The following is a 21,116-nucleotide window of genomic DNA, read 5'->3' as shown; positions in this document are numbered from 1 at the left end:
GCCCAGGTACCCCCCGCGATTATGCCGAGATATCGCACTGTGGAGAAGAGTCTCTTGCGCGGCATGCGCCGCGAACACCCATCACCTACCGTGGCGAGGTGAGCGAAAACTCCGCACGCCTGGCCGATGGCCGCCCTGGAACCCTGCGCACGCTGGCCCGCTGTTGCGCCGCGCTGGCCGCGACGCCCGGCCGGTTGCTCCGCCCGCGGCAGCCCGACGCGGCGTTTCTGGCAAGCCTGGCGGATGCGCCCGCGCCGAAGGCCACCGCGACGGTCCGGTTGACCGCGCTGCCGCAGGCGAAGATGGCCGCGCCTGCCATCATCGTCGCCGAGGGGGTGCGCAGCCTGCGCGAGTTGCCGATGTCGATGGGCGCCTTCCTGATCGAGCATCCGCAGGCCAGATTCCTGGTAGATCCCGCCATCTGCTCGGATGTGCACGAGCGGGTCCTGTCCGGGCACCCGTTTCCGGTCGGCAAGCTGGTGTCTCCCGACAAGCCGGTCCTCGGACTGAGCAACGCGCTCGCCGCCCGCGATCTCGCACCCACCGACATCGACTTCACCCTGGCCACCCACCTGCACTGGGACCATGTCGCGGGCCTGCTCGAACTACCGGACTCGATCGAACTGAGGGTCCCCGCGGTGGAATACGACTGGGCGATGCGCGGTGCCGAGGCCCCGATCGGCGTCATCCGCGAACCCCTGCGCGGCCAGGCCGTCGCCCCGGTGGAACTGGACGGCCCGCCGGTCCTCACCTTCCCGCGCAGCCACGACGTATTCGGCGACGGCGCCGTCATCCTCGTCGACCTGGCCGGGCACACCCCCGGCAGCATCGGTGTCCTGCTGGCAGTCGAGGACGGCACCCGAGTACTGCTGGCCGGCGACGCCGTCTGGAACACGCTGCAAATCAAACTGATCCGCGAAAAAGCTCCCATGCCCGGCAACCTCTTCGACGCCGACCGCGACGCCGCCTTCCGCACCATCCAGCGCCTGCACGCCCTCCCGGCCGACATCGAGGTCATCGCCAGCCACGACTACGACGCGGTCCTGGCCCGGGCCTGAGGCGCTGTGCCACGAATGTCAGTGGCGGCCGGTCAGCTCCAGCGCCTGTGCCGCGGTGAGCGAACCCGCGGTGACGAGTTCTAGGTTGGCCAGCGAAGCTTCGTGTGCTGCCACGTTGGCAGCGGCGGTGCAGTCGGCCAGCACGTGCACAGTGAAGCCCAGATCGGTGGCCTGTCTTGCCGTTTGCTCCACCGTCAAGTTGGTCGCGACACCGGTGATGAACAGGGTATCGATTCCCTGTCCGGCCAGCCACTCCGCTAGTGCGTTGCCCGCCAACCCGGACAGCTTCTGGTTGTCGAAGACTTCGGTCGCCTGCGCCGCCATCTCCGGAATGAGCTGGCTGCCCGGCGAATCCGGCCGGAACTCGGTCTGCGCCGCGCCCACCGAGCGCATGAACCCGGTGTTGCGCACCAGTTCCCCCTCGCCTACCGGAATGGTGAAGCGGGTGAAGACCACCGGAATCTTGCGCGCGGCGGCGGCGTTATGAAACTCCACCGCACGCGCGACAACCCCGCTGGCCGCCACCGGCTCCGCGAGCATCGGCCCGAAGAAACCCTCGGACTTGATGACATTCACCTGCCAGTGCAGGGCGAGTACGGCTGCGCGGATACGAGGATTCGCCATCCCCCGACCATACTCAGCTGACCCGAATCAGGATGAATAATCTTTGCGCAGTTGGCCTTTCACGACCTTGCCGCTGGCATTGCGCGGTAGTTCCTGGACCAGCACCAAATCCTTGGGATGCTTGTATCGGGCCAGGTTCTCGTTGAGGAACGCGGTCAGTTCGTCCAGGGTGAGTTCGTCCTCGGCGCTGTTGAGCGCGACGACGGCGACCGGCACCTCGCCCCACTTCTCGTGCGCCCGGCCGATCACCGCGGCCTCGCGGACCTTGGGGTGGGCGAAGAGCACGTTCTCCACCTCGGCGCAGTAGATGTTCTCACCGCCGGAGATGATCATGTCCTTCTTGCGGTCCACCACCCAGATGAAGCCCTCCTCGTCCTGGCTGACCAGGTCACCGGAGTGGAACCAGCCGCCCGCGAACGCCTCCGCCGTGGCCTCGGGCTTGTTCCAGTAGCCCTGCATGAGCGTGGGTCCGCGATAGACGATCTCGCCGACCTCGCCGGGGGCGACATCGTTCATCTCGTCGTCGACGATCCTGGCCTGGATGGTCGGGATGGGTTTGCCGACCGAGCCGAGCTTGCGCAGCGCGTCTTTGCCCTCCAGCACGCAGGTGATCGGCGACATCTCGGTCTGACCGAATACCGCCACGTTGAACGCGTTCGGGAAGCACTCGGCCATCGCCTTCAGCACCGTGTCCGAGGCGGGTGCGGCACCCCAGCTGAGCGCGGTGAGCGCCAGCTTGCGTTCCTTCACCGTCGGCTCGGCACAGATGGCCTGCCATTGGGCGGGCACGCAGAACGCACTGGTCGCCTGCTCCTGCTCGATCGCGTCGAGGAATTCGGTCGGGTCGAACGCGCCGAGCGGATGCAGCACGGTCTTCGCACCGAGCAGGAAACACGGTGCGAGACTGCCGAGTCCGGCGATGTGGAACAGCGGCGAGGTACAGAAACCGATCGAGCTCTGCTCCGTCGCGAGCGCCCGAATGACGGTCAGCGCTTGGGAATTCATGTTCGCGTACGACAGGATCGCGCCCTTGGGGCTGCCGGTGGTGCCCGAGGTGTACATGATCAGCGACGGGGTGTCCTCGGGAATGTCGAGCGGGGTGTGCGGCGTACCGCCCTCGGCGAGCACGTCCTCGAAGCCGAGCACGCCGTCCGCGGTTGCCCCGCCGATCACGAAACAGGTTTCCAGCGTGGCGGATTGCGCCTGCACGGCGGTGGCCAGCGGTTGCAGCACGGTGTCGGTGACGATCGCCTTCGCGCCGCTGTCGCTGACGATGTAGGCGACCTCGGGCGGCGTGAGCCGGAAGTTGACCGGGACCGCGATGGCGCCGAGTGCGTTGATGCCGAACACGGCCTCGATGTATTCGGGGTAGTTCAGCGCGAGGATCAGCACCCGATCGCCGAAGCCGACACCGCGGCGGGCGAGCGCGTCGGCGAACTTCTGCGAACGCTCGTGCAACTGCCGCCAGGTGGTGTCCGCACCTCGGAAGCGCAGCGCCACCGCGTCGGGCCGCATCTGCGCGTGCCCGGCGATCTGGTTGTTCCAGTGGTTGCGCCGCGACCTGAGCGGCTCGTCGAGCGCCTGCGCACCGGTGGTCATGCCACGAACTCCTCTCGGACCGTCACCTGCGTCCGCCGGGGTGGCCGACAACCGTGACGGGCTGAACTGCGAGCAGAATAACAAGTAACTTAGCGCAGCGGCAAGAGATCAAGTAATGAATCGCGGTTAATTCGGCCGATGCGCCGTTCCAGCCGGAAAACGGCGGTTCAGCAGGCAGTTTCCCTGAACTTCCGCCCGTCTAAACGGGCGGTCAAAGGCTCAAGTGTGGCATCCAGATGCGAATGCTGGCTCACTTATGGGTTGAACCCGAGTGGATCCCCGTGTCACCATTCAGGTCTTCGGGCGAACTGGCACGCCCGCGCGAGGCAGAGGAGAGCGCAATGCTGCGGACCAGGTTCACCGAGACCTTCGGCGTCGAACACCCGATCGTGCAGGGCGGAATGATGTGGGTCGGCCGCGCCGAGCTCGTCGCGGCCGTCGCGAATGCGGGCGGGCTCGGCTTCATCACCGCACTCACCCAACCGACACCCGAGGACCTGCGCCGCGAGATCGCCCGCACCAGGGAGCTGACCGACAAGCCGTTCGGCGTGAACGTCACCATCCTGCCGTCGATCAACCCGCCGCCGTACGCCGAGTACGTGCAGGCGATCATCGACAGCGGCGTCAAGATCGTGGAGACGGCAGGCAGCAATCCGGAACCGTTCCTGCCGTATTACAAGGACGCGGGCATCAAGGTGCTGCACAAGTGCACCAGCGTGCGGCACGCGCTGAAGGCGCAGCGGATCGGCGTCGACGGCGTCAGCATCGACGGTTTCGAATGCGCGGGTCACCCCGGCGAGGACGACGTGCCCGGCCTGATCCTGATCCCCGCCGCCGCACGGGTGCTCGACATTCCGATGGTCGCGTCCGGCGGTTTCGCCGACGCCAGCGGACTGGTCGCCGCGCTCGCCCTCGGGGCGGACGGCGTCAACATGGGCACCCGCTTCCTGTGCACGCAGGAGTCCGCGGTGCACCAGAAGGTCAAGGAGCAGATCGTCGCGCACACCGAACGCGACACCCAGCTGATCTTCCGCACCATGCACAACACCGCCCGCGTCGCGGACAACGAGATCAGCCGCAAGGTCGTCGAAATCGAGAAGGCGGGCGGCACTTTCGACGACGTGCGCGACCTGGTCGCCGGCGCCCGCGGCCGCCGCGTCTTCGAAGAGGGCGACCTCGACGCCGGCATCTGGAGCGCCGGTCAGGTGCAGGGCCTCATCCACGACATCCCCACCTGCGCGGAGCTCATCAGCCGCATGGTCAGCGAGGCCGAAGCGCTCATCACCGCCCGGCTCGCCGGCGTGGTCGCCTGACCCCCTGTTCAGCCTGATCGGACCCGGCCGGACAGGCCGGGTCCGATCAGTTGCACCAGCCGCCGGTACGCCTCGGTGGGCGAGAGCGGCGGGTCGGCGTCGGCGATCGCGCCGAGGATCCCGACCACGCCCCAGGACAGGAACGTCACGGTCGCGGCGAACTCGGCCTCATCCATGTCGAGCTGCTCGGCGAGGCGTTCGGCGAGGATCTCGGCGACCATCTCCCGCGTCGTCCGCAGCAGCAGCGCACCGCTTTTGCGACCGAGCAGGGCTTGGTACACCTCAGGATTCGCCGCGGCCAGCTGGAACAGTGTGTGCACCGGGGCCAGCGGCGTCGTGGCGTCCGCACCCGCGTCGGCGCCGGGTGCGGTCACCGCGGCCCGCAGGTAGTCGGTGCTGCTCAGCAACAGCAGGTCGTCCTTGTCGCGGAAGTGCGCGTAGAACGTGGACCGCCCGACGTCGGCCCGGTGCAAGATGTCGCGCACCGAGATTCGGTCGTAACCGCGCTCCAGCATGAGTTCGATCAACGCCCGATGCAGCAGGCTTTTGGTCCGCCGTACCCGGCGATCCGTGCTGCCCGTCAGTCTTTTCACTTCCGACGACAATGTGCCTCCCGTACAAATGTCGCGAATCCGTCCCGAATGGAACGGTTTCCGTGGTTTTGCCTCTGGTCGAAGTGGCGGCCCCTCCCGACCATGAACACATGACCAAAAACGCACCCCAGTCTTCCATTCGACAGGGCCACCATGACACCGAAACCGGTGTTCTGCTTACCGAGCCGCGGCGTTACCGCATATTCAAGGCTCTATTTCTACTCGGTCGAGGTAACCGCCTCAACGCCAGGCTGGTCGCGCTCAGTGGTGCGGCCCCCGGCGATGCGGTAGCCGATATCGGTTGCGGGCCAGGTGATCTCGTCCGAGCACTGGCCGCGCGAATCGGCCGCGACGGTACTGCCATCGGCATTGATCCGGCCGTGGAAATGATCGAGTTCGCGACCCGGCATTCCCGTGCGGTGCCGAATTGCCGATTCGAACTCGGTGCCGCACAGACGCTGCCGCTGCCCGACGCTTCCTGTGACGTGGTCACCTCGACCTTCGCCATGCACCATATCCCGGAGGCGCACCGCGCGGCGGCCGTCGCGCACATGTTCCGGATACTGCGGCCCGGCGGCACGCTACTGCTGGCCGATACCCATCCGACGGGCCGGGTATTGCCCGCGGTGGTCCGGGTAATGGCACGCGCCGCCGCCCACCGCACGCATGACGAGATCGGCTCGGATCACCACTCGGATCCGTTGGCGGCGATAGATATTCGCCGCTATCGAGACATGCTGACCACGGCCGGATTCGCCACCGTGACCTTCCACGCGGTAAAGCCCGCGACGGGAGTCCTGCTGGCCACCAAGCCGGCTCAGGTCTAGATCATGTCCTTCGATGCCAGCCAGCGCATGGTGAACCAGCCGCACAGCACCGGCAGCCAGCAGGTGAGCACGCGGTAGAGCAGCACCGAGGGCACCGCGATATCCAGCGGCACGTTGAAGGCGCCCAGACCACCGATCAGGGCCGCCTCGACGGCGCCGACGCCGCCGGGTGTCGGCGCCGCCGAGGCCAGCGTGCCGCCGATCATGGTGACGATGGTGACGGTGATGAAGGTGGTGCCGCCGCCGAAGGCCTCCACGCTGGCCCACAGCGCACCGGCCATGCCGAGAGTGATCGCGGCACAGCCGAGAATGATCACCGAGAAACGCTTGGGATCGCGCGCCAGTTGGGCGAGCTCGCCGAGCACCTCCTGCAATTGCGGGCGCACCGAATTATTCAGCCAGCGGCGCAATTTCGGCACGAACATGAAGGTGCCGATGATGCCGACGCCGACACCGGCGATCAGATACAGCACCGTGGCATCGGGCACGAAGTGCGAAAGATCCGCGGAGGTGCCCGCCGCGATGCTGAATACCGCGAGCAGGCACAGGTGCGTGATCACCTGGACCGCCTGCTGCAGCGCCACCGCCGCGGTGGCGCGCACCGTGCCGACGCCGCCCTTCTGCAGGAACCGGACGCTGAGGGCGAGGCCACCGACCCTGGCCGGGGTGGTCGTCGCGGCGAAGGTGTTGGCGATCTGCATGATCACCAGGTTCTTCAGGCTCACCGCGCCGGACGCGCAGGCCCAGAGTGCCGCCGCCGCACCGACATAGGTGAGGCTGGAGACGGCGAGCCCGAGCAGGGCCCACCACCAGTCGGCGGTCTTGAGCTGGGTGAAGAACGTCGGCACCGCGCTGATGAACGGGTACGCGACGTAGACGAGCCCGATCAGCAGCACCAGCTGGATGATCTGGTTGCGGGTGAACCGGGTGATCTGTTCGGCCTCGATCTTGTCCTGGCCGGTCTGCTTGCGCACCTCGTCGCGGGCGTCGGCCAGCGCGTCCTTCCAGCCGGGCACCGACTTGCGCAGCCCGGCCGGCATGGCGGACTTGGCGAGTCGGCTCGCCGCGGCGATGACCGGCTCCTTGCCCAGGGACTCGATGGCCGCGCGGACCGCGGGTTCCTTGCCGAAGATCGCGGTGGTGGACACCAGCAGCTGGGCGATGTCGGATTGTTGCTGCTTGTCCGAGGCGCCGTACTCGGCGTTGGCGAAGCCGCCGAACAGCGTGGTGCCGTTGTCGATTCGGATCTCGGTCGGGCGCAGGTCGCCGTGCGAGATCTGACCTTGGTGCAGGGCGCCGAGCGATTTCCAGACCCCGGCCAGCTGGTCGACCGACGCTTCGCTGATCCGGGTGCCCTTCGGCATGGTGTGCGCGTGCAGCATCCAGCCGCGGTCCAGCGCCGCGACGGCGACCGGTGTGCTGCTCGCCAGGCCGAGCTCGCCGACCGCAATGGTCATCAGGGCGCGATGTTCGACGGCGCGGTGCATGGAGCCGTGCATCGCCGCGGTTTCGCTGGCGCGGAAGGTGAGCCAGCGCCAGAGCTGGCGTAGCGCGCCGAAGCTGCGCTGGTTCTTGCCGTACATCTCGACGACGAGTCCGCGTTCGGGCCCGTCGATGGCGGCGGCCAGCACCAGCGGGCCGCGCCCGGCCGGATGCACCACGGTGAATCTGGTGACCGTGTGCCCGCGTCTGGCCAGCACCCGCACCGCCGCGTCGAGCGGCACCTCCAGCGCGGGTGTGCCGACGACCAGCACGATGACCGCGCCGACCAGCCAGCCGACGGCCAATCCGAACATCGCCCGCGCGGGCACGACGGTACTGACCACCAGGTGGATCGGCGCGAACGCCAGCAGCAGGAACCACAGGTAGCGCCGGGGGCGGTTGGGCAGCCACGGGCTGGACACCGTGAGCACGGCCGCCAGCATCGCGATCCAGCGCGGATCGTCCAGGAACTGGGAGAGGAAGGTGTCGAGCCGATCCGGCACCTGCAGATGCCATTTCGGCGCCGAGAGGCCCGTGCCGGTGATCGAGAGCAGTAGCCCGGCGGTGAGCCCCGCGGCCGCGTAGCCGGCCAGCAGTTTCCACTGCCTGCCGATGATCAACTCGATCAGGATGGCGAACGGCAGCGCCAGAATCGCCATGCCGTAGACGAGATACACCAGATTCGATTGGTCGGGGTTCAAGAATCCGACGATGTTGGATACCGAACGTTCCAGCGCAAGCCATTCCGGCCGGGTGATCACCGAGGCCGCGATGACGATCGCCACCCACGTCGCCGCGAGCACCACACGAATGATGTCGCTCGTCCGCCGGATCAGCGGTTGTAGGAGGTTGCCCGTTACCGGGATTTCCCGCCCGTCGACTCGCATGAGCTCCTCCGCCTCTCCGCGTCTCTTGCCGGTCGTTCGGTGCGCTCAACGTACCGTCGCGGCCCGGCGGTTCACGGCATGCTGCGTTCTGGGCGTACCCGGCGAGTTACCCGTGTAGTGACGAAATCAGTTGTTTACGTCCGCCGGGGAGAATACACACCGCCGCGGCGCGGCTGCCTCGCCCGAATCGCCGCCGATCCGCCGGGCTGTGCCGTATCTCACGCCGCGCCGGGATTGAACCTGACATGAGTGTCAGATTCAAGAATCAACACATGGACAACGAGCTCTACGACTACAGCCCGATCACCGACCGATCCCCGATTCGCTGGCCCGACGGCGCTCGCATCGCCTTCTACGTCGGCCTGAACGTCGAGCACTATCAGGTGGATCGGCCCTCGACGAGCATCTTCCCCGGGACCGCCGCGCTCACCCCCGATCCGTTGAACTACGGCTGGCGTGATTATGGCCCCCGGGTGGGCATCTGGCGGTTGACCGAGATCCTGGACCGGCACCGTATCCGCGCCAGCGTGCTGCTCAATTCCGATGTGGTCGAGCACAATCCGCAGATCATCACGGCGGGCCTGGCCAGGGACTGGGCTTGGCTGGCGCACGGGAAGAACAACTCGATCTTCCAGGCCGATATGACGATCGAGCAGGAGCGCGACTACCTCACCGAGGTGGTCGAGACGATCGAGCGGGCGACCGGGCGCAGGCCGCGCGGCTGGATGGGCCCGGCGCTCACCGAGACCTTCCACACCCCGGCGCTGCTGGCCGAGCTCGGCCTGAGTTACGTGCTCGACTGGACCAACGACGACCAGCCGTATCGTCTGAATGTGCCTGGAATGCTCAGCGTTCCGTACACGGTCGAGCTGAACGACAACACCCTGTTCCTCGGCAAGGGGACCAGCGGCCCCGACTTCGTACAGATCGTGCGAGACCAACTCGATCAGCTCTACGCGGAGTCGGCCGACAGCGGCCGGGTGCTCGCGCTCGCGCTGCACCCCTTCGTCATCGGGCAAGCGTTTCGCGCCAAGTATCTGGATCAGGCGCTGGAGTACGTGGTGAACCATCCCGGCGTGTGGTCGACCACCGCGGACGACATCGCCGCGCACTTCGCGGGCGAGTCACCCCTTGCCGAATCCGCGCGCGCCGAAGACGATCAGGTCAGTTAGGCGTACCCGCGGCCGTACGAGGCCGGGGATCGACTACGTCCGGCTGCTCGCGTTTGGCCCGATGTTCAGGAGGCAGGAATGGCTGTGCAGGACCAGGATCTGACAGGGAAGACGGTGGTGGTGACCGGTGCGAGCTCCGGCATCGGCGCCGAGGCGGCGGCGGCACTGGCCGCCCGCGGCGCCACCGTCGCGGTGGTCGGCCGGTCACCGGAGCGGACCGCCGAGGTGGCGGCCAAGGCGGGTGCTGAGCCCTTCCTCGCCGACTTCGCCCGGTTCGACGAGGTGCGCAAACTCGCCGACCAGCTGCTCGACCGCTATCCCCGCATCGACGTGCTGGCCAACAACGCGGGCGGTTCCTGGCCGAAGCGGACCGCCACCGACGACGGCAACGAGCTGACCTTCCAGGTCAATCACCTGTCCCCGTTCCTGCTGACCAGCCTGCTGCTGGACCGGCTCGTGCAGTCGCAGGCGCGGGTGATCAACACCGCCAGCATGACCTACCGGATGGCGAAGCTGAACCTGGACACCGTCAACGCGACCACCGGCTCGTTCAACCAGATGGGCGCCTACGCGGCGTCGAAGCTGGCGAACATCGTGTTCACCCGGGAACTGGCGCGCCGCACCGCGGGCACCGGTCTGGTCACCGCCGCGTTCCATCCCGGCGCGGTGGCCACCCACGTATACGACAACGCGCCGCTCGGGCTCGGCATGCTCATCCGGTCGCCGCTGGCCAAGCCGTTCTTCATCAACCCGAAGAAAGGCTCGGAACCGCTGGTGCACTTGGCAACCACCGCCGACGAGATCAACGGGCACTACTTCCACCGGTTCAAGCTGGAGCCGCCGAGCAACAAGCAGGCGGTGGATCAGGCGCTCGCGCAACAACTGTGGGAGCTGTCCGAGCGAGTCACCGGCGCGTCCCGGTAGCGGTTACTGTTCGGCCTCGGCGAGCTGGGCGGGCGCAGCCTCCGGCCCGCTCGGCTCCGTGCCGACGCCGAACACCCCGCCGGTGAAGCTGCCGCCGTCGAGTTCGACGATCGCCTGTGCGACCTGCTCGGTGGGTACCAACGCGGGAAAACTGTTCGGCGCGATGGCATTCGCGCGCACCCCGAATTCCGCGAATTCGTCGGCGATATTCCGGGTCAGCTGATTGAGCGCCGCCTTGGACGCGGAGTACAGCGTCTGTCCCGGATACACCTCCGAGCCGGAGATGCTGGAGACGTTGACGATGTTCCGGTTCGCCGCGCGATTCTCGGCTCCCGCGTGCAGCCAGCTGCGCTGGGCCAGCCGTGCCGCGAACCGCAGCGGCACCGCGACATTCAAGGTGAAATGCGGATCGAACTGCTCCAGCGCGGCGTCACCGTCGACGATGCCGCGCGGCTGCAACTGGACGTGCGCGGCATTGTTGACCAGCAGGTCGACCTTGCCGTACCGGGCGAGCGCGAGATCGACCACCCGCTCCACCTCGCCCGGCACGGTGAGATCGGCGCGGACCACGAAGACCCGCGAATTGTTCTCCGGCACCGGCTTTTCCGGCTCGAGCGGGTCGACGAACGACTCCAGCTGCGAGGGCACCGCGGGCGTGTGGGTACGGCAGACCGCGACGATGTCGTACTCGGTGTAATAGGAGCGGCAGAACACGTTGCCGAGCGTGCCGCCCGCGCCCGTGATCAGGCAGACCCGCCGTTCACCAGTAGACAATCTTGTCCCCTCCCCAGCGGGCTACCGCGTCGTCCTTGGTCCGGTGTACCCACATCACCACGCTGTTGCGGTCCTTGATATTGCCGCCGGCGAAGGTGTGCCAGGTGCGCGGCGTGACTTCGAACAGGATCAGCGAATTGTCCAGTGGCGGAATCAGTGTCAGGTCCGGCAGCTTCTCGCCATCGGAAAGGTTGTTGTAGAGCGCGGTCTCGCCGCCGTCGCCCGGCTGCCAGTCCGGGTTGCCGAAGTAGAACAGCACGGCCACCGCGCGGATCGACTCGCGGGCGAGCACCCCGGCTTCGCGCTTGCCGGATTTGATGTCCACCGAGTCGCCCGGCAGGCGCACCTCGTCGGGGCCGGGTGGCTCGCCGGGGAACCACGCGGGATTGAGATCATTGTGCGGCCACCCGTAGGGGGCGCCCGGGGCGTGATGATGCACCGAGCCCTCGACGTCGCCGGTCGCGGTGACACCGACGATCCCCGCGACCAGGTCGTGCCAGTCCCGGGAGGCGAACACATCGAACGCGGTACCCCGTAGGTTGGCCAGACGGATGCCGTCGGCGCTGTAATTCGCCGCCACCTGCTGGAACAGGTCCGGGCTTTCGCGACGCACCTCGGCCAGGTCCGCGCTCATCCGCGCGAAGTACTCCGGCACGAACACGTCGCGGGCGTACACATGCGGGAACGGCTCGCTACGACGGATCCAGCGCCGATGGGCGAACAGATCCGCGAACCGCTTCGGGCGCGCCTGCGCCTCCACTACCGACTCGGTTGTCACATCACTCACTCCCTCCCGGTCGAACCACCGCGATCATATTGCGCGGTGCACGTCCCCGTCGCTGGTGTTCGTTTTGTGCGCGGGTGGGCGGGGCGGTGCGCTCGCTGGCAGTGGTTGGGCCAGGAAGGCTCGCGTGCGGTCCGATTTCCGGCAACCCCTCGTGTTCCGGAAGTCCGCGACCGCGCGGCGTCAGAACGTGCCGGTCACCACGCGCTCGTGCCGGACTGCTCGACCGGCCGGGCACCGGAGAAACGTGCGGCGAGGAAAGCGAGGTAGGCGATGAAGCCGACGGAACCGAGCGGCCTGCTCCGCCGGAAGGTGATCGCCAGTCCCAGTACTACTTCGGTGAGCCCGTTGCGATAGGTCCAGCGGCGGGTGGCGCGGGGGGAGGCGCGCGCGGGCAGCGGATCGAAGGCCTGCGGTGCCGTGAAATGTGCCGCGCCGGTACCGGCGAGTCCGAGTCCGAAAGCCCGGGCGCGCAGGCTGTCCGGCTTCCGTGCCGGGAGCACGACGGCATGCTGCGGCGGAGTGCCCGCCGCGAGCGCTCGGATCGACTTGCGGCGCTTACGACGGCCGATGATTCTGCCCATGCTTCTCCTCGGTAGGCGCTGGGTGCGGACGCTCAGCCAGCGGCTGCGGAAGAACTCGGCCGGCTGCCGATGGACTCCCGCTTAGCTGACGGGTAGTTATCCGAACACTAGCACTGTCTGGGACAGCATGTCTCGGTGAGCGTCGTGCCCTGACCGTGCGAGACGGCCCGGCTCAGCCGACCGACATCTGGCGATTCGCGGCCTCGGCCCGCTGCTCGCGCACCGCGGCCAAGTCCACCGGCCGGTCCGGGTCGGGATCCTCGATCGTGCCGAGCGCCTCGGCCAGCATCGGCATCCAGCGCAGGATCTCCTCGCGGTAGGGCCCCTCGGTCTCCAGCTGGCTCAGCACCCCGACCAGCGTGAGCGCGGCCCGCGCGAACGGCGTGAAGTAGGCGGGCATCGTCATCTCGCGCACCACATTCGACAGCCGCGGATTGGTGGTGCGCAGCACCTGCTTGCGCAGCCACGGCGTCGTCATCCGATAGGTCGCGTGCTTGAACGGTTCACTGCACGGTTCGACAACGGCGTAGAGCGCGTCGCTGTCGAACGCGCGCCCGAAGGTGACGAAGCCGTGCCGCCTGGTCGCCGCCGCCAACTGCTCCGGCCCGCCGCCGGTGAAGAAGGCCTTGCAGTAGTCGATCGCCAGTTCCTCGAAACCCTCCGGGGGCCAGGCACAGCAGGCGCCGAAGTCGACCACGCCGAGCCGCCCGTCCGGCAGTACCCGGAAGTTGCCGGGATGCGGGTCGGCATAGAGCAACCCGTGCCGTCCCCAGCCGGAGGTGACGAAACGAACCATGAGCATGCCGACCCGATCGCGTTCGGCCTGCGCACCGTTGGCCACGATTTTGGTGAGCGGGGTGCCCTCGACCCACTCGGTGATCAGCACGTCGCCGCATTGCGCGACCACCTCGGGCACGTAGAAGTCGGGGTCGTCCGCGTAGGCCGCGGCGAAGGCGCGCTGATACTCGGCCTCGGCCGCGTAGTCCAGTTCCTCCCGGACGCAGTCGCAGATCGCCTCGGTGACCGCCTTGACGTCGGCGCCGGGCAGGAAGACGGTGGCCAGATGCGAGATCCGGCGCAGCTGCTCCAGATCGCCCTCCACCGCCTGGCGGCCGCCGGGGTACATCACCTTGACCGCGACCGCTCTGCCGTCGTGCCACACCGCGCGGTGCACCTGGCCGAGCGAGGCCGCGGCGGCTCGCCGATCATCGAATTCCTGGAAGCTGTCACGCCAGTCCGCGCCCATGCTGGCCGCGATGGCCGCGTGCACGGTCCGCGGCAGCATGGCGGGGGCCGCGTCCTGCAGCTGGCTCAGCGCGATGCGATACGGCTCGGCGAGCTCCGGCGGCAGCGCCAGCTCGTAAATCGCAAGCAGCTGACCGAGTTTCGCGGCGCAGCCCTTCAACTCACCGAGCACCTCGAACATGTGCTGGGCGGTGCGCAATTGGATGTCTCGATTGACTTCTTCGGACGATCTGCCGAGGGCGCGTTTACCGACGCCCGCGGCCTGCCGACCGGCGAAGGCCAAGGGCAGTGCGGCGAGCTTGGCATTGCGAACAGCGGTGCGAACTGGGGGTTTGCCGTCGGACCTGGACGCGAAAAGGCGCGAGCGCTTGCTCGTTGAACCCTCGTCTGAACTGTCGCCGCTGCGCCGGATCGCCATGACTCACCTCACACTGTGCGCCGACCAGTGTTACACACGTGCAGTCTGGCACAGTAGGCCTTAGACTGTCTGGGACGTATTCGAACGTAGTCGAAAGGTGACTTCGATGGGATCCCAGACGGTAGTCGCCGACGTTGCCGATGAGTTGGCACGCCGGGTTGCCGCGGGGGAGTATCAGCCGGGGGATCTCATGCCGTCCGTGCGGCAGGTGGCCGAAGAGTTCGACATGAACCGGGCGACCGCGCAGCTGACGCTGGGACGGCTGGAGACGAACGGATTCGTCGAGGCGCGCCGCGGCAAGGGTTTCACCATCCGCGATGTGCGCGAGGCCGGTGGCGTCGACGTGTACCGGCAGCTGTTCCGGTTCTCGATTCCGATGCCCGAGGTCGCGACCGAGATGTTCCGCGACATCGTCGATGTCGAGCGCGGCATCGTGATGGAGACGCTGCTCGCCTACACCGGCAGCGAGCAGGCCATCGATCAGGCCGTGCTCAAGGCGGAGATCGACAAGCTGGAAGCCATTGCCCGACAGGACGATCCGGACCTGCGCCAGATCCTGGCCATCGAGGTCGGGCTGGTCCGCAGGCTGCTCACCGCGCTCGGGCTCACCATGCAGCGGGCCATCATGAACTCGGTCGGCGAGATGGTGCTCGAGGTGCCGGAGGCGGTCGAGGCGTTCTTCGCGGGCGCGCCGGACCTGCACGTGCTGGTCTGGCGGGCGCTCGCGGCGGTGTGGGACTCCGGGTCCGGCCCGTCCGACGCGCAGGGCGCGCTGGTCGAGGGTCTGTTCGGGGTGTACCACGGGCGGGGGATCCTGCGCTTCGACGAGCTGGTCGGCGCGACGCACGGGCACGCCGACAACGGGCACGCGGCGACCGCCTGACGGCGACCTTCCCGCCCCGCAGTCCCGATATCCCTTGCTGTTTCGCACGGGTCGATGCGACTCATGCGGCCGTATTGCCCCATTGCCTCACTGTCCCAGACAGAATAGGCTGAAATGGCACGCAACGAAGCGAGGGAACCATGGCAGGCAGCAGGCGTAACGGGTTGGCGCGGTCGGCGAAGTTGGCCGGCCTGCCGATGAGCATCATGGCCCGCCGGGTCACCGCGACCGGGCGCGCGATGATGACCGGCGCGTCCCGCGACGAACTCGACGACGAGCTCATCGACAAGGCCGCCGACCAGATGTTTGCTGTGCTCGGCGAACTCAAGGGCGGCGCGATGAAACTCGGCCAGGCCCTGAGCGTGGCCGAGGCCAGCATTCCGCCCCGCTTCGCCGACCGCTACCGCGACGCGCTCACCAAGCTGCAGTCGCAGGCGCCACCGATGCCGACCAGCTCCGTGCACCGCATGCTCGCCGAACAACTCGGCTCCCGCTGGCGCGAACGCTTCACCGAGTTCGACGACAAGCCGGTCGCCGCGGCCAGCATCGGGCAGGTGCACCGCGCCGTCTGGCGCGACGGGCGCACCGTCGCGGTGAAGGTGCAGTACCCGGGCGCCGACACGGCCCTGATGTCGGACCTGAAGATGCTCCAGATGTTCTCCGGCGCTTTCGGTCTCATGATGCCGGGTGCGGATACCAAGGCGTTGATCGCGGAGTTCATCGACCGCACCGCCGACGAGCTCGACTACCGGATCGAGGCCGATCACCAGCGCCGCTTCGCTAAGGTTTTCGCCGGTGATCCGGCCTTCCAGGTGCCGAGAGTGATCGCCAGCGCACCGAAAGTGCTTGTCTCGGAATGGATGCAGGCAACGCCGCTGGCCGCGATCATCGCCGACGGCACCAAGGAACAGCGCGATCGGGCGGGACGCCTGCTCGTCGAATTCTCGTTGTCCTCGCCGGTCCGGGCCGGGTACCTGCATTGCGATCCGCATCCGGGCAACTTCCAGCTGCTCGACGACGGGCGGCTCGGGATCATCGACTTCGGCGCGTCCATCGCACTGCCGGAAGGCCTTCCGCCGGTGATCGGGGAGCTGGCTCGCTGCGCGGTGCGCGAAGACTACGAACAGCTGGCAATCGTGCTGCGCGACAACGGTTTCGTGCGGCCGGGCCACGCGCTGGAGCTCGGCCCGATCGAGCGGCTGGTCGCGCCGATCGTGTCGCAGATCAGTGGCGAGAGCGTGCACATCAGCCGAGAACTGTTGCAGGGGCACACCGCTCGTGCCCTGGACATGAAAAATGTGTCGCTGGCCAACACCAGGGCGGTCAAGGCGCCCGCCGAGATTCCGGAGCTGGCCATGCTCGGCCGGGTCTTCGCCGGCGTCGTCGGGGTGTGCGCCCAGCTCGACGCGGAAGGACCGTTCGTCGAGCTGGTCGCGCGCTGGCTGCCCGGTTTCGGCGAGGACGGCGCCGCGGCCTGATCGTCAGAGGCGGCTGGCGAGCCCGCGCAGACTCCACCGCGCGAACGGCCGGGCCAGCGGGGCGAACAGCCGATACGGCAGCAGCCAGCCGAGGCGCGGCTGTACGGCCAGCGTCCAGGTGAGGGTGGTCGCGCCGGAATCCGTTGGGCTCAGCACGTATTGCTCGGCGATCGACTTGACGGCGAACGGCACCGAGGAGGTGGTCGCGGTCAGCGCGAGCCGGTGCCCCTCCTCCCTGGCGACGACCTGTTCGGCGCCGGCGACCAGAAAGCCGTCGAAGACGCGGGTGGCGCCGACGCCGCGATCCTGGTCGGGGTAGCGCATGCCGTTGATCAGCGGCAACCAGGAGAAGAACCCGTTGGTATCGAGGGCGGCCCAGACCCGCTCCGGTGACGCGTCGAAGGTGTGCGCGGTGGTGACCACGAAGCCCGCTTTGCTCTCCACAAAACGCTGGAGTTTGTCGGCGCGCACCGGCGTTAGCGAGCTGCCGCCACCGGCGAGCGTGGTCTTGGCCGAGCGTCGCAACCCGATCAGCACGGCCACTCCGGCGAGGCCGAGGACGAACAAGATGGCGGCGGCAATGATCCAGGGCGTCATGGGGATACTCCTCGTGCTGCTACGGCGGCGATCGACGGCGCGGCCGCCGACGCTTGCGAAGTCTACACTGTCTGAGACAGTGCAGCCGAGCTGGCGGCGGACGCGACGGCGTACCGTTTTCGGCATGACCGTGCCATTCGAGCCGTTGCCCGCGATTCCCCTGGACTCCTGGCGGCCGACCAAGGAGACCCTGCACCGCTTCGCCCAGATCGTCGGCAAGGTGGCGCTGGCCAAAGGGGTCCGGCGCAACCACTGGTGGCACATGACCTACCGGCTCACCGCGCGCGGCTGGACCACCGTCCCGCTCGGCTCCGCCCGCAATGGACCGGTCTTCACCTGCGCGTTCGACTTCTTCGATCACGTGCTGCGGATCGCTACCGATCAGGGCACCCAGGTTGAGATCGACCTGGTCGACCAGTCGGTGGCCACCTTCTACGGCGCTGTGCGCAACGGCCTGCGCGACCTGGACGTGGATGTCGTGCTGGCGCACCCGAATCCGTTCGATCTACCGGACGCGCACCGGCCGTTCGAGGACGACGACGAGCACCGTGACTACGATCCGGACAAGGCGCGCCACGCTTTTCAGGTGCAGAGTCAGGTCGGCCGGGTGCTCGAGGAGTTCAGCGCGACCTTCTCCGGCAAGATCAGCCCGGTCCAATTGTTCTGGCACACCTTCGATATCGCGGTGCAGCGGTTCTCGCCGCGGCACATCGAACTGCCCGACACGGTGGATTCGGTGACCCGCGAGGCGTACTCGCGCGAGGTGATCAGCTCCGGCTTCTGGTTCGGCGACGACAAGGTGCCGGAGCCGACGTTCTACTCCTACACCGCACCCGAGCCCCCCGGGCTGGCCGACCGTGCGCTGACCCCCGCGGGGGCCCACTGGATCACCGCGGGCGCGGGCCACTCGGCGTACTACCCGTACGACGCCGCCCGCGCGACCGCCGACCCGGTCGGCGCCGCGCTCGAGTTCTTCCAGTCCGTCTATGCGAACGGGGCCGAGCTGGCCGGGTGGGATACCGACCAGCTCGCCTGCGCCGGCGGCATCACCGACCCGGTGCTGCGTGAAAAAGGCTGGCTGGAGTGACTACAGCCCGCCGTTGAGTTTGTTGAGCCGGTCGCAGGATTCGACGTACTCCTGGATCAGCCGATTCACCACGTCGGCGGAGCGCTCGACCTTGGTCATCATGCCGACCACCTGACCGACCGGATTGAAGTTCACGTCCTTGGCCGCCTCCGGGTAGCGGTGCCCGCGTTTGACGCCGTCCAGCGCCACCATCATCTGCAGCGGCATGGGCAGCGGGTCGGGGGTGTCGGCCTGCTCCCAGGCGTCGGTCCAGTCGTTGCGCAGCATGCGGCACGGCTTGCCGGTCCACGACCGCGAGCGCACGGTGTCGTGGCTGGACGCGTCGATGTAGGTCTGCATCTGCGCGGGCGGCACATTGGCCTCCTCGACGGTCAGCCACAGCGAACCGGTCCACGCGCCCGCCGCGCCCATCGCCATGGCGGCGGCGACCTGGCGGCCGTTGCCGATGCCGCCCGCCGCGAGCACCGGCAGGTCGCCAACGGCGTCGATCACCTGCGGCCACAGCACCAGCGAGGAGATCTCGCCGCAGTGCCCGCCACCCTCGGTGCCCTGGCAGACGACGAAGTCCAGGCCCGCGTTCTTGTGATTGAGCGCGTGTTTCACCGAGCCGCACAGCGCGCCGATGAGCCGGCCGGAGTCCTGCACCTGCTTGATCACGTCGTCGGGCGGGGTGCCCAGCGCGTTGGCGACCAGCTTGGCTTTCGGATGCCGCAGGATCACCTCCACCTGCGGGGCCGCGGTGGTCGCGGTCCAGCCGAGCAGCTGGTTGTGCCGCTCGCCGTCGGGCAGTGCGGGCACACCGTGGTCGGCCAGGATCTTCTCGGCGAAATCCCGGTGGCCGTTCGGAACCAGTTCCGCCAGTTTGGATTCCAGCTCTTCGGGGGTCAGGCCGTCGATGCCCTGGCCCTCGTACTTGCTCGGAATCACCAGGTCGACGCCGTACACGCCGTGCACGTGCTCGTCGAGCCAGGCCAGCTCGACCTCGAGCTCCTCGGCGGTGAAACCGACCGCACCGAGCACGCCGAGACCGCCGGCATTGCTGACCGCGGCCGCCACGTCGCGGCAGTGGGTGAACGCGAAGATGGGGAATTCGATCCCGAGCCGTTCGCAGATTTCGGTACGCATGGCGTGCTGGTCTCCCTCACTGCTCCGCCGCCGCGAACGACGAGCTGCAGCTTGTCCTAGAACGAGTTACATAGTTGTCCGCGGTGCCCGTGAGCTCACGCTCGAACCCAGACGCGTCGAATCGGCCGCGAGCCGCAGAGATCGCCATGACACGGCCGCGGCTTCCTCGACTGGTCTGTGCACCATCATCTGACAGTAACACGTTCTAGTTTTGCCCGGCAGACCTCTTTCAGACGGCGGCTTCCTCCAGTGCGGTCAGCGCGTCTTCGAGGTGATCGAGCAGGCGGGGGAGTTCCGGCACACTGCGCCGGCAGCCGACCAGACCGAAGTCGAGATTGTCCCCGTTGGTGGTCAGCGTGATGTTCACCGCCTGGCCGTCGAACGGGATGGACATCGGGTAGGTGGCGTCGAGGCGAGCACCGTTCCAGTACATGGGTTCGCGGGGGCCCGGCACATTCGAGATGACGATATTGAACGGCGGATTGGTCAACGGGACGAGGCCGGGCAGCAGGCTGAGCGCGATCGGGCTGACCATCAGCGCGGACAACGCCATCGTCTGCAGGTTCGACAGCGAGCCGTACACCTCCTTGCTCTTGCGCATCGACTCGCTCACCACCCGCAGTCGCTCCAGCGGATCGGCGACGTCGGTGCCGAGGTTGCACAGCGCCGCGCCGACCTTCACGCCGTTGGTCTCCACGTCGTCGGCGCTGCGCAGCGACATCGGCACCATGGCGATCAACGGCTTGTCCGGCAACTCGTTTCGCTCCGCGAGGTAGGCGCGCAGCGCACCGGCGGACATGCTCAGCACCACGTCGTTGATGGTCGATCCGGTGGCCTTCTTCACCTGCTTGATCCGCTCCAGCGGCCAGGACCGGACCACGGTGCGGCGCGCGCCGCCGATCGGCACGTTGAACATGGTGCGCGGCGCCTCGAACGGCATGGTCAGCTGCTGCTGGACCAGGATGGAGCGTGCGGTCCGCAGGAGCGCGGGCCCGGATGCGGCCGCCGACAACAGGTTTCGGGCCGCCCCACGGAGCCCGTTGCTCGACTCGGCGGCGGGTTCGCGCGGCGTCCTCGGCAGGTTCCACGGGACCTTGGCCTCGGTCGCGGCCGGGTCGTTCGTCAAGGTCCGCTGGATGACGCGTTGTGCGGAGACGCCGTCGATCAGGGCGTGGTGCATCTTCGAGTAGACGGCGAAGCGGCCGTCGGCCAAGCCCTCGATGAGGTAGATCTCCCATAGCGGGCGGTGCCGGTCGAGCAGGGTGCTGTGCAACCCGGACGCGAGCTCGACCAGCTGGTCCAGCCGGCCGGGGCGCGGCACCGCGAGGCGGCGCACGTGGTATTCGAGTTCGACGTCGTCGGCCTTGGTCCAGGCCAGCTGCGGTGCGCCGAACAGGGTGGCCGGATGCTTACGGAAGGTCGAGTCGATGTCCTTGCACGCCAGCAACTTCTCGTGCGTCAGCCGGGCGAAGTCGGGCCCGGCGTCCTCGGGCGCCTCGAAGAGTTGCAGCGAGCCGACATGCATCGGGTGTTCGCGGGATTCGGCGAGGAGGAAGACGGCATCAATCGGTGCGATGAGGTCCATGGTGTGGTCGCCCCCTGACGACAGTGGTGTGGTTGCAAACGAATCGACCACGTTGTCGGGCGGGCCCGCGCGCAGCC

At 67.8% G+C, this 21,116-nt stretch carries 19 protein-coding genes; 8 read left to right on the top strand and 11 right to left on the bottom strand.

Annotation, left to right across the window (positions count from 1 at the left end):
- Nucleotides 1-98: 98 nt before the first annotated feature.
- Nucleotides 99-1,058 (top strand): MBL fold metallo-hydrolase, encoded by a 960-nt coding sequence (locus DBO33_RS01370; protein WP_234390644.1) that lies wholly within the window; start codon nucleotides 99-101, stop codon nucleotides 1,056-1,058.
- Between the two features lie 18 nt (nucleotides 1,059-1,076).
- On the opposite strand, the gene DBO33_RS01365 is transcribed toward DBO33_RS01370, so the two are convergent.
- Both DBO33_RS01365 and fadD5 read right to left on the bottom strand, forming a co-directional pair.
- Complete coding sequence (locus DBO33_RS01365; protein ID WP_107653423.1) at nucleotides 1,077-1,682, bottom strand: cysteine hydrolase; 606 nt, start codon at nucleotides 1,680-1,682, stop codon at nucleotides 1,077-1,079.
- A 27-nt stretch (nucleotides 1,683-1,709) separates the two neighbouring features.
- Nucleotides 1,710-3,281, bottom strand: coding sequence for a fatty-acid--CoA ligase FadD5 (fadD5, locus tag DBO33_RS01360; RefSeq protein WP_107653422.1), 1,572 nt, complete (start codon nucleotides 3,279-3,281; stop codon nucleotides 1,710-1,712).
- A 341-nt stretch (nucleotides 3,282-3,622) separates the two neighbouring features.
- Between fadD5 and DBO33_RS01355 the strand changes: the two genes are divergently transcribed.
- Nucleotides 3,623-4,594, top strand: coding sequence for an NAD(P)H-dependent flavin oxidoreductase (locus DBO33_RS01355; RefSeq protein WP_107653421.1), 972 nt, complete (start codon nucleotides 3,623-3,625; stop codon nucleotides 4,592-4,594).
- 8 nt (nucleotides 4,595-4,602) lie between these two features.
- On the opposite strand, the gene DBO33_RS01350 is transcribed toward DBO33_RS01355, so the two are convergent.
- Nucleotides 4,603-5,187, bottom strand: a complete 585-nt coding sequence (locus DBO33_RS01350; protein ID WP_234390643.1) for a TetR/AcrR family transcriptional regulator — start codon at nucleotides 5,185-5,187, stop codon at nucleotides 4,603-4,605.
- A gap of 110 nt (nucleotides 5,188-5,297) precedes the next feature.
- On the opposite strand from DBO33_RS01350, the gene DBO33_RS01345 reads away from it, so the two are divergent.
- Entirely contained in the window at nucleotides 5,298-6,014 is a 717-nt protein-coding gene (locus DBO33_RS01345) for a class I SAM-dependent methyltransferase (RefSeq protein WP_107653420.1), read from the top strand.
- Here DBO33_RS01345 and DBO33_RS01340 read toward each other — a convergent pair.
- Nucleotides 6,011-8,383, bottom strand: coding sequence for a lysylphosphatidylglycerol synthase transmembrane domain-containing protein (locus tag DBO33_RS01340; RefSeq protein WP_107653419.1), 2,373 nt, complete (start codon nucleotides 8,381-8,383; stop codon nucleotides 6,011-6,013). The two genes, DBO33_RS01345 and DBO33_RS01340, sit on opposite strands and share 4 nt — an antisense overlap.
- 245 nt (nucleotides 8,384-8,628) lie before the next feature.
- Between DBO33_RS01340 and DBO33_RS01335 the strand changes: the two genes are divergently transcribed.
- A complete protein-coding gene (locus DBO33_RS01335) occupies nucleotides 8,629-9,555 on the top strand; it encodes a polysaccharide deacetylase family protein (protein WP_234390642.1) in 927 nt (308 codons plus the stop codon).
- Nucleotides 9,556-9,633: 78 nt separating this feature from the next.
- Nucleotides 9,634-10,479: an SDR family NAD(P)-dependent oxidoreductase gene (locus tag DBO33_RS01330; protein ID WP_234390641.1), complete on the top strand. Its 846-nt coding sequence runs from the start codon at nucleotides 9,634-9,636 to the stop codon at nucleotides 10,477-10,479.
- A gap of 3 nt (nucleotides 10,480-10,482) precedes the next feature.
- On the opposite strand, the gene DBO33_RS01325 is transcribed toward DBO33_RS01330, so the two are convergent.
- From DBO33_RS01325 to DBO33_RS01310, 4 genes are all read right to left on the bottom strand, one after another.
- Entirely contained in the window at nucleotides 10,483-11,253 is a 771-nt protein-coding gene (locus DBO33_RS01325) for an SDR family NAD(P)-dependent oxidoreductase (RefSeq protein WP_234390640.1), read from the bottom strand.
- Nucleotides 11,240-12,031 carry a 2OG-Fe(II) oxygenase family protein gene (locus tag DBO33_RS01320; RefSeq protein WP_107653417.1) on the bottom strand — a complete coding sequence of 264 codons (792 nt, stop codon included), beginning with the start codon at nucleotides 12,029-12,031 and terminating at the stop codon, nucleotides 11,240-11,242. Before DBO33_RS01320 ends, DBO33_RS01325 begins: the two co-directional genes overlap by 14 nt.
- A gap of 203 nt (nucleotides 12,032-12,234) precedes the next feature.
- On the bottom strand, nucleotides 12,235-12,621 hold the full coding sequence (locus DBO33_RS01315) for a hypothetical protein (protein ID WP_107653416.1): 387 nt from the start codon (nucleotides 12,619-12,621) through the stop codon (nucleotides 12,235-12,237).
- A 172-nt stretch (nucleotides 12,622-12,793) separates the two neighbouring features.
- Nucleotides 12,794-14,284 carry an ABC1 kinase family protein gene (locus DBO33_RS01310; RefSeq protein WP_234390639.1) on the bottom strand — a complete coding sequence of 497 codons (1,491 nt, stop codon included), beginning with the start codon at nucleotides 14,282-14,284 and terminating at the stop codon, nucleotides 12,794-12,796.
- Between the two features lie 106 nt (nucleotides 14,285-14,390).
- Here DBO33_RS01310 and DBO33_RS01305 point away from each other — a divergent pair, with 106 nt between their 5' ends.
- Together DBO33_RS01305 and DBO33_RS01300 are read left to right on the top strand one after the other, a co-directional pair.
- Complete coding sequence (locus tag DBO33_RS01305; protein ID WP_107653415.1) at nucleotides 14,391-15,167, top strand: GntR family transcriptional regulator; 777 nt, start codon at nucleotides 14,391-14,393, stop codon at nucleotides 15,165-15,167.
- Between the two features lie 140 nt (nucleotides 15,168-15,307).
- Nucleotides 15,308-16,645, top strand: coding sequence for an ABC1 kinase family protein (locus tag DBO33_RS01300; RefSeq protein WP_107653414.1), 1,338 nt, complete (start codon nucleotides 15,308-15,310; stop codon nucleotides 16,643-16,645).
- 3 nt (nucleotides 16,646-16,648) lie between these two features.
- On the opposite strand, the gene DBO33_RS01295 is transcribed toward DBO33_RS01300, so the two are convergent.
- Entirely contained in the window at nucleotides 16,649-17,242 is a 594-nt protein-coding gene (locus tag DBO33_RS01295; protein WP_107653413.1) for an SRPBCC family protein, read from the bottom strand.
- Nucleotides 17,243-17,366: 124 nt separating this feature from the next.
- On the opposite strand from DBO33_RS01295, the gene DBO33_RS01290 reads away from it, so the two are divergent.
- The gene (locus DBO33_RS01290; protein WP_107653412.1) at nucleotides 17,367-18,329 is read left to right on the top strand and encodes a DUF5996 family protein; all 963 of its coding nucleotides are present in this window, start codon (nucleotides 17,367-17,369) and stop codon (nucleotides 18,327-18,329) included.
- On the opposite strand, the gene DBO33_RS01285 is transcribed toward DBO33_RS01290, so the two are convergent.
- Nucleotides 18,330-19,454 (bottom strand): NAD(P)H-dependent flavin oxidoreductase, encoded by a 1,125-nt coding sequence (locus tag DBO33_RS01285; protein WP_107653411.1) that lies wholly within the window; start codon nucleotides 19,452-19,454, stop codon nucleotides 18,330-18,332. It abuts the gene before it with no gap.
- Between the two features lie 229 nt (nucleotides 19,455-19,683).
- Nucleotides 19,684-21,039 carry a WS/DGAT/MGAT family O-acyltransferase gene (locus DBO33_RS01280; RefSeq protein ID WP_107653410.1) on the bottom strand — a complete coding sequence of 452 codons (1,356 nt, stop codon included), beginning with the start codon at nucleotides 21,037-21,039 and terminating at the stop codon, nucleotides 19,684-19,686.
- Nucleotides 21,040-21,116: the final 77 nt, after the last annotated feature.

It is taken from the genome of Nocardia suismassiliense (assembly GCF_900269665.1).
GTDB classification, from domain to species: Bacteria; Actinomycetota; Actinomycetes; order Mycobacteriales; family Mycobacteriaceae; genus Nocardia; species Nocardia suismassiliense.
This window is presented reverse-complemented; position numbering and strand designations above follow the sequence as displayed.